The 13,901-nt window shown below is 36.1% G+C and carries 4 protein-coding genes; 2 read left to right on the forward strand and 2 right to left on the reverse strand.

All coding sequences use genetic code 11. The features are described 5' to 3' along the window. Window positions 1-574 precede the first annotated feature (574 nt). Window positions 575-6,730, forward strand: coding sequence for a S8 family serine peptidase (locus tag OO013_RS05820; protein ID WP_266055752.1), 6,156 nt, complete (start codon window positions 575-577; stop codon window positions 6,728-6,730). Between the two features lie 38 nt (window positions 6,731-6,768). Continuing rightward, entirely contained in the window at window positions 6,769-12,933 is a 6,165-nt protein-coding gene (locus OO013_RS05825; protein ID WP_266055753.1) for a S8 family serine peptidase, read from the forward strand. Window positions 12,934-12,973: 40 nt separating this feature from the next. On the opposite strand, the gene OO013_RS05830 is transcribed toward OO013_RS05825, so the two are convergent. Further along, window positions 12,974-13,285, reverse strand: a complete 312-nt coding sequence (locus tag OO013_RS05830) for an antibiotic biosynthesis monooxygenase family protein (RefSeq protein WP_266055755.1) — start codon at window positions 13,283-13,285, stop codon at window positions 12,974-12,976. Beyond that, on the reverse strand, window positions 13,282-13,890 hold the full coding sequence (gene rnhB / locus OO013_RS05835; RefSeq protein WP_266055756.1) for a ribonuclease HII: 609 nt from the start codon (window positions 13,888-13,890) through the stop codon (window positions 13,282-13,284). The genes OO013_RS05830 and rnhB overlap by 4 nt, the downstream gene beginning before the upstream one ends. Window positions 13,891-13,901: the final 11 nt, after the last annotated feature.

Consider the following 13,901-nt stretch of genomic DNA (forward strand, 5'->3'; position numbering starts at 1 on the left):
TTTAGTGATATTATTATTCTCCATCTCGAGAAACAAGATCATCATAATCGCGAAAAAAATATTTTCACTCTTAAAAATAAATATTCATATCGGCGAATATTCGGATTGATCCCATTCAACACAGTTGTTTTTCTGAATATAGGTACCTTTTTCTAAGGTACCGCCGATTGATTTTTTTCTCTTCTTCAAAAAAATATTTTAAAAATTTACTTTTTTTCAAAACAAAAATATTAACCTCCGGTTATAAACTTAATTAAACTGTGGTGTGGTATAGGTTTAATTTTCATGATGGCTGAGAAGCTAACCGCCTGATGTGGTAACAGGCGGTTTTTTATGTTTTACATCTAATTTTTAATAAAAAAATACAATTAAAAATAAGATTATCACAATTAGTTTGTAACTTTATTAGAGATTATGAATAGTTACCGTAGAGCTTAACTTCAATGAATCTTTATTTCCGGTTGGTTTCATTTACTAAGGTTATGTCTGCGGGATATCTGCAGCTATTATGCCTGTAAAGGAATGTTATTATTTAAAAATTAGTTAAGTATTTAAGTCCCATTTATTAACCATCATGAAAAAATCTACCACCTGGGCTGGAATGAAAGAGCTATTCCAGCTAATTACCATTCTATTTATCAGTTTTAATATAATCGGTCAGGATCACTGTAAGCAGGGATTCGTTACCATAAAAGTTTCAGAAGAAGTTGCGCTGCAACTCAATGAACAATTGAATCACACATCCGGTAACGTTACGATGACAGGTGACGCCGAACTGGATAATTTATCACAAGCCTATTCTTGTCAGAAAATAACACGATTATTCCCGTATAATCCGAAGTTTGATCAAAAGCACAGAAAATATGGTCTCCATCAGTGGTTTACACTGAGAATAGATGAAGGAGCCTCCATTGAAGAGGTGATCAAAAGTTATGAAAAGCTTGAATATGTTGAAGTTGCAGAACCGGTAATGGTTCCTGATAATGAGGAACCTTTTGAATCAGTGATAGATTACTCTGATGCAGGTACATTAGTATCAGGATCAAATGATCCTTTATTTTATCTTCAGTATTCTTTTGAAAATACTATACTAGCTTCTGGTGGCGATGTCAATGTTTTACCTGCCTGGAAACAAAATACAGGAAATAAGGCAGTAATAGTTGCGGTGATCGATGGTGGAATTGAGCAAACTCACGAAGACTTAAAACAAAACCTGTGGATTAATGAGGATGAAATTCCTAACAACGGAATTGATGATGATAACAATGGTTACATCGATGATTATAACGGCTATGGTTTTGGTGAAAGAAATGGAAATTATACACCAGATGGCCATGGGACACATGTAGGAGGAACTGTTGGAGCAACAACCAATAATGGAATCGGTGTGGCGGGGCTTGCGGGTGGATCAGGAAATAAGCCCGGCGTTCAGTTAATGTCCTGTGCAGTCTTTAGTCCAAAAGGGAATGGAGGTTGGCAGGAAAGTTTCATTTATGCTGCTGATAACGGAGCAGTGATTGCACAAAATTCATGGAGTTTCAGAACTCCCAATATATATATTCCTTCTTATGAAGTAGCTATTAATTATTTCATTAATGAAGCCGGTAAAGATGAATTTGGTAATCAGGTTGGACCAATGGCTGGTGGATTGGTAATGTTTTCAGCGGGCAATAGAAATAGCAAAGAACGGACTTTTCCCTCATATCTTGATCAGGTTGTTGCAGTAGCAGCAACTGATGATGAGGATAAACGAGCCAACTTTTCAAATTATGGAGATTGGGTAGATATTTCCGCTCCGGGGGTATGGATAGCTAGTACTTATATTGGAAATAGATATGCCTATGCTTCCGGAACATCCATGTCATGCCCCCATGTTTCCGGAGTTGCCGCTTTAATGGTTTCTGCATTTGGCAAGCCAGGATTTACACCTGAAAAAGTGAAATCATTAATGTATTCTTCCACAGATAATATTGATGCAACTAATCCTGATTTCATAGGTGCACTGGGATGGGGGAGACTAAATGCTCAAAAAGGATTTAAATCTAGTGTCGCAAGAGGCCCTTTATTAAAATTTCCATATGAAGAATTAGTTATAAGTGATATTTATTTTGGTCAGTCAAAAAATGTGGTTATTAATATTGGCAATCTTGGACTTGAAAACCTATCTATATCAAAGGTAGAATCTGAATCGGGTAGTTTCAGGGATTTTAAGTTTACAAGGTTACCACTTCGCTCTTTTTATAGAACAGAAATAAGTTTTGAATTCATTCCAAAAGCTGCTGGCCCTTTTTCTGAAAAGCTATTAATCTATTCCAATGATGAAAATGAACCGATTAAGGAATTATTGGTTTCCGGAAATGTTCTTCCCGCACCGATTCTTACTCTGAATGACTCTTATGAAGATGTAATCATTGATAACAACACAATCGATGAATTTCGATTTGACTTTAAAAACACTGGCAATGAAAAATTAACATACCGTTTATCTCTTGTCGGCCCTCAGGGAGATGGATATCCGATCAATACGATTGTTAATATTACTGGGGAAACACCTGTCAATTCAGAAGACCAGGTTCGAATGAAAATTGATGCCCGGGGAGTACCCAGGGGCACGTATTCTTATGGTGTCAGGTTTGAAACGAATGAACCTGTAGATAATGTCGATACCTTGTTTTTTGATGTGAAAGTGTTAGGTCCGGAGTTGGTGCTAATTGAAGAATTTTCAGAAGTTACTTTGAACAAAGGAGAATCAATAACCCATAGTTTTAGCGTTAAGAATATTGGAGAAGTCGGAGGGGATTTAAAATTTCTTCATCAACCTGGAGGAAGTGTTTTCAAAGATTCAATTGTTTATTATGCTACTGGTTTTGAATATAATAATAAAGATCTTGAAATATTTAATGAATGGGGGGAAGGTGAAATATTAACTGATTCACCTTTTGAAGGTGATTATCATTATAGAGTATATGGCAGTGATGAAATTGATATTTTCTTCCTACCAGATGAAATTGAAATTTATGAACTATATAATAATCCATCTTATATTAAATCAAATTTTCGGATTGCTGGAGATAAGGAATGGAGAATTGATATTGGAGAGCCTAGTTTTATTGAGGCCTTCTTATTCGTAAATCCATCTACAGGGGATATATATGTGGAATATGTTAATGGGCCGAGTTATGAATTAACAGAAGTTGATCTCAAGAATGCCTTTACCCCTGGAGAATATTTTGAGTTAGCAGTAACCAATTATCAGGGATCCATGGATCAATTGTATATCAACGGAAAGATGGTTTTGCAATTTGAAGGAGCAATCGCAGGAGCTACAAATATTCGTTTGTTAAGTTTAGAAGGGGGTGGAGGTTATGTTGATATTGACAATTATGAGCAAATGAAAGGATCCTATCGTTCAGCTGATTATTCATTCATTACAAGTGCTTTTAATGAAAAAATTGGTCCAAATGAAATTAAAAAAGTCAATTTTGAAATTAATTCGAATAATTCTACTACAGGGATTTTCCATAGAGATCTTATCGTTAAAGATAATGCTCAGGAATCAGTAGCCCATTTGTTAAAGGTAAATATCATAGGAGAAATAGGATTTGAAATTGACAAAGCTTCGATCGACCAAAATGTATATTTTAATAGTGATACCTTGGTCACTTTTAATATTAATAATAATGGTGAACAGGATCTATGGTTTGACCTAAATTTTAAAGATCAGTTTCCAGAAATGAATATTAAAAAATCTACTGTTCTTAAGGAAGATTTTGATTTATATACTATACCGTATATTTGGGAGATTAAAGACAATACAGGGTCAGGAATTAAATGGGCTGGTTTTGGGTATTATCCTCAGCTTAGACCTCAAAATCTTTCATGTTACAGTATATCTGGGATAATTTATGACGATCAGGACGTTCCTCGTACAGGGGATGGATTTGGATTGGATACAGAATTAATCTCACCTGAAATTACTACAGGATCATCGAAAGTTAAAGTTTCATATTTAATTACTCATGATAGTGGATTGGGGAAAAATATCCTGGATCTCGATATTTCTTTCGATGGTGGGGTGTCATGGATAAATGTATTGAGATGGGATGATTATAGAGAAGTACATGAATGTGAACGAGTAGAAGTAGATCTTGAACCTTTTATCAAAGGAAATAGCAAATCGTTTAAATTACGTTGGCATGCCTACGGTATAGAATATGCTAGTGGAGGTTATTTAGCAGATATTGAAGTATTCGAGTACGAAAGTAGTCTTGCTTCAAATGAAGGAGGTTTTTTATTACCAGTAGGTACTGAAAAAGAAGTTGAGATTAAGTTAGATTCTAGAGGTGTTAAAGATGGATTGTATCAAATTAAATCGGCGGTAAAAGCAAAAGGGTATGATACTTTAACAACCTATTTTGATTTGAAGGTAAATGTCTTAGGACCACCTGTTTTGGAGTTTGAAAAAGATCATTTTGATGTTGTCATCGAACAGGCAAAGTATAAAGAAATAGGCTTAACAATTAATAATAGTGGAGAAAGTCCTTTGACTTTAAATTTTGATTATAACCTTCCAGACAGTCAAAAAATTACCGATACTGAATATATTTATGCGGCTGATTTTGAGGATTTTCCTTTAGGAGGCTTGAAGCAGTATATGGGTTTAGGCACAAATGATCAGGTCTTTATTGATGATTATTCACCTTATTCGGGAGCTTCTCATCTTGTAATGGAACCAAGAACTGCATTTTCAAGAATTATGACTGAAAAATATCCCGAAATAATTGATCCGATAGATTCTGTCACCAGTGTATCAATGTTTTTGAAAATGGATTCAGCAAGCACTACGTTTTGGGAATGGAGAGGAAGTTCTTTTTTAGATCAGTACAGGTCTTTGAGATTATTATTTCAGTATGAAGATATGTATGTGAGAGATGGCGGAAAAGAAACCTATTTAGGTAAATATAATGCGGATAGTGTGTATAAACATTTGGTTATAAGTCATAATAACCTGACAAAAGAACATAAAATTTTTCTTGATGGAGAGTTGTTAAACAGTACATTAATCAGTAACCCTCCAACAACTGGTTTTACCTTTAAATCCAATGGACAAGATTATGATTCTAATTTAAAAATAGATGATATCGATGTGATTAATGGTAAAAGTGTAATGCCAATTGTCAGATCTGGTGATCCGGAATTCATTCTCGGACCGGGGCAAACTGCAGAATTAAAATTTATTGTTGATGCTGGTAGATTGAAACTTGGAGAATATCATGAAACGCTAAACTCTAATTATGTTTCAAATTCAATTATTAATAATGAATTCACTTTCGATATAAATGTAGTCGAACGGAAATGTATTCTAAATTCTAAGGTTAATCAATCTTTACTTGGGATTTTTAGCGCAAGTTCTTCTTCATTACCATTTCAAAATCCTCAAAAAGCTGCTGATCGGTTAATAACATCGCGATGGAGTTCAGACTTTAATACCGAGCAATATCTTGAAGTTGACCTTGGAAATGTCAATATGATTGATAGCGTAAGAATTTTATGGGATTATAATTATGCTTCTGCTTTTGATATTCTGGTGAGGTCTTCATTATCTGATGAATGGATACTTTGGACCTCTACTTTAAATAACAATTCACAACTGACAGAATTAAAATTATCTCAAGTTACTGCCAGATATGTAAGGCTGGAATTAAAGACTCCGGTGACATTGTTTGGTTATTCCATATTCGAATTCGAACTGTTCGGAGGATGTTTAGAAGAAGAACCGAGGTTATCCTCCTTAGAGATTATCCCAGAATATTATACTATTTCACAAGGAGAAAAAGTGAAATATAATTTTATAGCCAAAGATCAATATGGAAGGAATTACATTCCATCTTCAGTTTCCTGGAGTGCCACAGGTTTAGTTGATTTTGATCGGGAAACAGGAATATTAACTGGATTAGCAGAAGGAGAATACGAAGTTAATTTAGTTGCTGATGATATTACCACTTCGGCTATTGGCACGGTAGTTAATAATGACTGTGAAGTTTCTTTGGTTGGTAGCTTGGCTTTAAATAAATTTTCTGTAGCCTCAAGTGAGGAAGGGGATGCTTTTAACGCTGAAAAGGCTAATGATGGAAATATTACCACCGATTGGCGATCTAAATATGCCGATAACCAGTGGTGGTATGTTGAATTAGGAGCTACCTACGATATCCATGAAATCAATATCGACTGGGGAGTGAATTTTGCCACCTGGTATGAACTTCAATATCGTGATGCTGATGGAATATGGAGAGTATTCTATAAAGATCTGAGTGGAAACGGAGGGTATGATCAAATGGATTTTGATGGTTCGGTTTCTACTGATGCGATCAGGTTGTGGTCTTTTACCAGGTCAGGACCCTGGGGTTTTAACATCAATGAAATTGAAGTATATGGAGTTTGTACTCCCGGACAAATGGGTATGGCTACTTCTGAAGTGTTTGGTTTGATAGCCTATCCGAACCCGGTGAACGGATCTTTGAAAATAAAGGTTGGAGAAAATTTTGAGGGCGCATATAATGCTCAGTTATATGACAGCCAGTATAATATGTTTTACAATGGTAATATTAATTTAAATGCCAATTCGACTGAATTACCAGTTAATGTTAATACTCTGATCCAGGGAGTATATATACTAAAACTTGTGGATTCAGAAGGATATTCAACTACTGTTAAGTTAGTGAAAGAATGATACCTCGATAAAATTTGGATTTCTAAATCCCTTAAGTCGTGAAAACTTTTACTCTCACCCTAAAAACTGGAGCGAAATTATTTCTTTTGCTCCTGGTATTTCTATTGCCTTCTGTTTCCCAGGCACAAGACCATTGTGTAAGTGGTTTTGTCACTGTGAAAGTATCGGAAGAGAAGGCTATTCAACTCAATGAATTAGCAAATCAATCCAGCCAATCTACTTTTCAGATTGGGGATTCAGAATTTGATTCTGTTGCACAAAAAAACAATTGTACTGCTGTACGGAGGCTTTTTCCGTATAATGAAAAATTCGAAAATAAGCATAGAAAATATGGCTTGCACCGTTGGTTTGTTCTGAAAATTGATGAAAGTATACCGGTTGAAGAAGCGGTTGCTGATTTTCATGAATTTGAATTCGTGGAACATGCCGAACCACTGGTTATGCCCTCATATTCTGAACCAGAAGAATTAGCTTTTGAAGAAGATGCCTCAGGTTCCTTACCATTTGGAACCAATGACCCGTATTTCTACCTGCAATATTCTTTGGAAAACCCTACCATTGATAATGGAGGGGATATTGAAGTTTTAAAAGCCTGGAAACAAAATACAGGTAAACCTGAAGTAATAGTTGCTGTTATCGATGGTGGAATTCAAAGTGACCATCCGGATCTTGCTGCCAACATGTGGGTTAATGAAGATGAAATCCCTGGAAATGGCATCGATGATGATGGAAATGGATATATCGATGATTATCATGGATATGGTTTTGGAGAACGAAAAGGAGATTACACGCCAAATTATCATGGTACTCACGTAGGAGGAACAATTGGCGCAGCGACAAATAATGGAATTGGGGTGGCAGGTATAGCAGGAGGATCAAGGGAGCTCCCCGGTGTGAAACTGATGTCTTGTGCGGCTTTTAGTCCGAATGGTACAGGAGGGTTTCAGGAAAGTTTTGTTTATGCGGCTGATAACGGAGCCGTCATCAGCCAGAATTCCTGGTCCTTCATTTCTCCTAACATTTACCTTCGTTCATATGAAGAAGCTATAAACTACTTTATACAAGAGGCTGGAAAGGATGAATACGGAAACCAGGTTGGTCCGATGGCAGGAGGTATTGTGTTTTTCTCTGCTTCGAATGATAATTATGACCTGCGTATTTTCCCCAGTTACCTTGATCAGGTTATTGCTGTTGCTTCAACTGACCGGTATGACAGGAAATCCTGGTTTTCCAATTATGGTGACTGGGTAGATATTGCTGCTCCGGGATCATATATTCTTAGTACATACACTTCAGGATGGTATCGGTATTTATCTGGTACTTCAATGTCATGTCCTCACGTTTCAGGTACTGCTGCGTTAATATTGTCAGCCTATGGTAAACCAGGGTTTACTCCTGAAAAAGTTAAATCAATGCTTTTACAATCTGCGGATAATATTGATGAGCAGAACCCAAATTACATAGGAGATTTTGGCTGGGGAAGACTTAATGCCGCCAATGCTATGAAGTCATCTGTAAATTACGGCCCCTCGATTAAAATTTTAAATAATGATGTTGAATTTGGATCAATATATCAGGGTGAATCAAAAGAAATAGATATTTACATTGGAAATTCCGGTCTTCAAAACCTTTCAATTAATAAGGTCGTAGTTGCAGAGGGTATTTTTGAAAGTATAGATTTTACTACTTCACCTTTATTATCTTTTGACAGAACAGCTATTAAGTTAAAGGTTGCAACATCATATCCAAAGGATATATCCGAAACAATACAGATTTATTCAAATGACTCTAAGGTTCCGGTTAAAGAAATTAATATTTCCGGAGAGATCCTTTCAGCGCCAATTCTTCAATTTCAAGAAAGTTATGATGATATAGTTTTAAGCAATCATACAATCGATGAATTCCGACTTGATTTTAAAAATACCGGAAGTGAATTATTAAAATACAAGTTGTCTTTAGTTGAGCTTAATGAAGGAGACAATCCAATAATTACCTTAGTCAATATTGCAGGGGAAACTCCTTCAAATTCCACTGATCAGATTAGAATGAAAGTTGATGCAAGGAATTTACCCAGGGATATATATTCTTATGGCATAAGGTTTGAAACGAATGAGCCTGTTGATAATGTGGATACCTTGTTTTTTAACGTCCGGGTGTTAGGGCCTCAATTAGTTGTAGAGCCATTAGCTTCTTACGTTGAGATCCTGGATAACAATCAAGGGGTCTTGCAGTTTGAACTTAAAAATATTGGTGAATTCCCCGCTAATTATTCAATTTCGATGGGTCCGGGAATGAGCTTTAATGAAATTGATACAACAAGCCAGTTTTTAAAAGCTACTGGTTTTGAAGTAAATAAAGGAGAGTCCGAATATATTGAGGAATGGGCCAATCCGATTTATGGCGATTGGAAAATAACTGAAGATAAGCCTTATTCAGGAAAGAAAGCATTATATGGAGCGATTGACTCTGGAGTGGGATTAGGAATAGAGACGCCTATTGATTTTCCAGAAGGAGAGATTTATTCTGCGGAAGTGAGATTAAATATTTCTGAGGGAACCACATGGGCAGTCATTTTAAGAGGAAGTTCTCTCCCTGAGCTAGGCAAATTATTATTCAACACCAGGGAAAATAAGGTGCAGTTTCAGGTTTATGAAGGTGAAATAATAGATCTTGACTTCGATCTTATCACCAACGAGTACTTTAAAGTTGGTGTTCAGAATAATGAGTTTGGAAATCAATATAAAATTTTTCTGAATGATGAACTGGTATATGAGTTTTCCACTGAGGATTTTTCACCTGAACTAACTTTCCCTAAGTATCTCGATGGCCTTTTTATTCTTGCACTGGATAATTGTGATGGGAATTGTGAGATATATATAGATGATATTGAAATATATAATAAGAGATACAGGAGTATAGATGAAAGTTACCTGCTCAATAACCTTGCTTCAGGTAACTTATCTCCAGGTTCATCTGATATAATAGAAATTATTCTAGAGAAAAAAGGATCGGATTTCGGGCAGTACTACAAGGATATATTTATCGATTATACAGGAGCTACCACCGTTCATTCTTTACTATTGTCGATAATTGGGATACCCAAATTTGAAACCAATTTAATTAATGCCCAGCCAAAAGTGTTTTTCGAATCTGACACCTTAATTAATATAGAGGTTATAAATACGGGAGGAGAAGACCTGGTGTTTACAACGGGAATAAAAGACCTGGAAGATTATCCATTCGAAAAGAAAGAATCAAGGATATATTTAGAGGATTTTGAAAATTCGTATTTGTTGGAAGGTTGGAAGGAAATTCCCACCCTTTATTTTTTCAAGAGTATTAATTGGTCATTAAATCCAGGATCTTATCATCGATTAGCAGATTCAAAAGAATGTGTAATTGGTAATTACATAGGTATGGATGGGGGTGATGGTGGAGGAAGTGCTGACCTGATTTCTCCAGGAATAAAGATTAATTCTGATAATACGCATCTAAAATTCGGTGTTTCTTTTTTGAATCTGATGGCATTCGGCAGATTTTCAGTTAGTGTCTCAACTGATAATAAACAAAGCTGGAATGAATTATTGGTATGGGATGACTGGAGTGACTATGTGGATTGTGCTGACATAGATATTTCTCTAAGTGAATACGCATCAGCAGGGGATATCGTTTATTTGAGGTTTTCAGCATTTCGAATTGATTATCTAACTTCTGTATGGTTGGATAATATTGAGTTGACGGAGGAAAACAGCGTGGTTTTACAAAGCCCTGCCTCCAAAGTATTACCAATAGGTGAGAAAGTGAGTTTCCCTATTTTAGTAGATTCTAAAGGAACACCTGATGGAATTTATAATTCAGAAATTAATTTATCAGAATCTAAATCAGGAGTTAGTGAAATCTTTGAGATTAATACTAAGATACTATCTCCTGGAAAGTTAATGGTAGATCGAGACCAGTTTGAGCTCGATGTAGAACAAGGAAATACTAAAGAGGTTGACGTGAATTTTTACAATTCAGGAGAAAGTCCTGTTTTGATTACATTTGATTATACCTTACCATCTAATGAGGAATTATTCTTTCAGGAAGAAATATTGTCTGAGAATTTTGATGATCTCGAACCTGGAGATATAAAACCAAGGTATGAAATAAATGCAAATTCACTCGTTACAATAGAGGATTATGATGCCTATTCTCCTGAAAACCATTTGGTGATGAGAGCAACATCAGGTGGGGCAAATATCAGGTCGGCTACTTATCCAACGGTTGAATTTCCAGAAGACTCTGTTTCTAGTTTTTCAATGTTCATTAATACGGATTCAATAATTAATAACTGGAATTTTTCTACCCATAATCATACACGAAGAATTCCATCGAAAATTCTAAGATTTAATAATAATGGCTTAGTTGAAGGGAATGAAGAGATCTTTAGTTTTAATAATGATACTGGCTACAAGCACTTTGTGCTTACGTACAATAAATTTACTAAGGAGAATAAAATATTTTACAATGGTAAATTAATGGATACTGAGATTGCTTATCGGGATCCTATTTTCTATTTCAGTTTTTCAAATAGTGAGGATGAAGGAAATTCTGTTTTAGCGAAGATCGATAATGTGGAAATTATTAATGGCAAACCAAAAATGCCTGTTGTTCGTTCTGAAATTAAGTCACTTCATCTTATGCCAGGTGAATCTAAATCTTTAAACCTTACTGTGGATGCCGGAAGATTACATTTGGGTGATTATAGCAAACTACTAAAGGTTAATTACAACAGTTATCAACCCGAAACAGTAGATATTGGTTTTGATTTTGAAGTTATAAAAAGGCAATGTGATATCTATTCAAAAACAAATCAAACGATGACTGGCAGTGTTTCGGCAAGTTCTTTTGCATCCGAATGGCAGATTGCAAATAAAGCAGCAGATGGTTTACCATATACAAAATGGCATTCAACTTTTGATCCGGATCAATACTATGAGGTTGATCTGGGTAAAGTAAATATGCTTGATAGTGTGAGAATATTGTGGGATTATAATTTCGCTTCTTCATTTGATATTCTTGTTCGGTCTAATGAATCAGAACAATGGAGTACCTGGTATTCTAAAATAAACAATACAGACCAGCTTACTGAGCTTAATCTGACTCCGGTAAATGCTCGGTTTGTCAGATTAAAACTCAATAGTCCGGCGACTGTTTTTGGCTATTCAATTTATGAATTCGAATTGTTTGGCAGTTGTGGAGAAGGAGATCCAATTCTTACTACAATTGATGTTTCACCACATTATTATTCACTATCTCCGGGAGAGGAAATTCTTTATGAGTTTACAGCAAAAGATCAGTTTGGACGTGAATACATTCCTTCGAATGTATCCTGGAGTGCTATCGGAAATGTGAATATTGACTCTGAAACAGGTTTGCTTTCCGGATTGATGGACGGTGAATATGAGGTGATACTGACAGCAGATGGAATGACTCAGTCGGTATTCGGATCAGTTGTTAGTAATGATTGCAGTGTTTCACTGGTAGGTAGCCTGTCATTAAATAAACCTTCTGTTGCTTCCAGTGAAGAAGCGCTCATTTTTGTAGCTGAAATGGCTAATGATGGGAATTTGAAGTCAGACTGGAGATCAAAATCTGCCGATAACCAATGGTGGTATGTTGAGTTAGGTTCAACTTATGATATTCATGAGATCAACATCGATTGGGGAGTTAATTTTGCTACCTGGTATGAATTACAATACCGGGATGCCGATGGTATCTGGCGAGTATTCTATAAAGATTTGAATGCCAATGGAGACAATGATCAAATGGATTTCGATGGTTCAGTCTCTACCGATGCGATCAGATTGTGGTCTTTCACCAGGTCTGGACCATGGGGTTTTAACATCAATGAAATAGAAGTGTATGGTATATGTACTCCTTCTAGTGAGACAATGGCAGCTATGAACATGTCGGTACTTGCTTATCCGAATCCACCTCAGGATGTTGTCAATTTAAAACTTAATAACAATAAAGATGGATTATGGACAGCCGAACTTTATGATTCTCAATTTAATTCTTATGGATCAACTGAGATCATTTTGAATTCCGATGGTTATGCTGAATTACCTTTCAGGTTTGGAGGACTTTATCGTGGTACCTACTTCCTGAAGCTTACTGATTATGATGGAGAAGTAACGGTGTTGAAAATATTGAAGGAATAACTATTGGTTTTATGGCCGCCTCGAACAGGGGCGGCCTTATTTACATACCGTAATCTTTTTCTACCTTTGCTATTCGTATTCTAAATGATTTGTACCAGTCTTTTCTGCCTTTCTTTCTAGCAAAGGAATGTTCGGAATTGTGTTTCCAATTTTTAATTGACTCCAGATCTTTCCAATAAGAAACTGTTATCCCTATTTCTTCTCTGGCTGATTCAACACCTAAAAATCCAGGTTGCTGGCAGGCAAGCTCCACCATTCTTTTTGCCATTTCTTCATAACCTTGATCAATAGAGGTTCTTATTGACGTGAAAATCACTGCGTAATAAGGTGGTTCAGGTGTTTGAGCAATCATTTTTCTTTAAATAAATCTAATTGCCTGGGTAGTAATTGAAAGCTTTTCCGGTGTAGTGGCGAAATTCCATAGGTGCGTATCCCATCTCTGTGCTGTCGGGTAGGATAGCCATAGTTTCTTTCCCAGCCATAATAAGGATGTTCTTCGGCATACCTTTCCATCAACATATCCCGATGGGTTTTAGCAAGTATCGACGCGGCAGCTATTGAAAAATATTTTGAATCTCCTTTAATAATGCATTCGTGACTGATCTCCGGGTAAGGGGTGAAGCGATTCCCATCGATCAATAACAAGTCAGGCCTGGTTTTTAATTGATCAACGGCTTTATGCATGGCCAGAAATGAAGCTTTTAAAATATTTATCCGGTCGATTTCTTCAGGCTCAACCACAGCGATAGCCCAACTAATGGCAACCTCTTTAATGTCATTAACTAATGATTCCCGGGTTGTTTTATTTAGCGCTTTGCTATCGGTAAGTATATCGTGTTCAAAATCTTTAGGCAGGATCACCGCTCCGGCAACTACCGGACCTGCAAGGCATCCTCGTCCTGCTTCATCGCACCCCGCTTCAAATTGATAAGTATCTGAAAAAAATGACTTTAACACATTGCAAAGCT

The organism is Mangrovivirga halotolerans (assembly GCF_026241165.1).
GTDB lineage: Bacteria > Bacteroidota > Bacteroidia > Cytophagales > Cyclobacteriaceae > Mangrovivirga > Mangrovivirga halotolerans.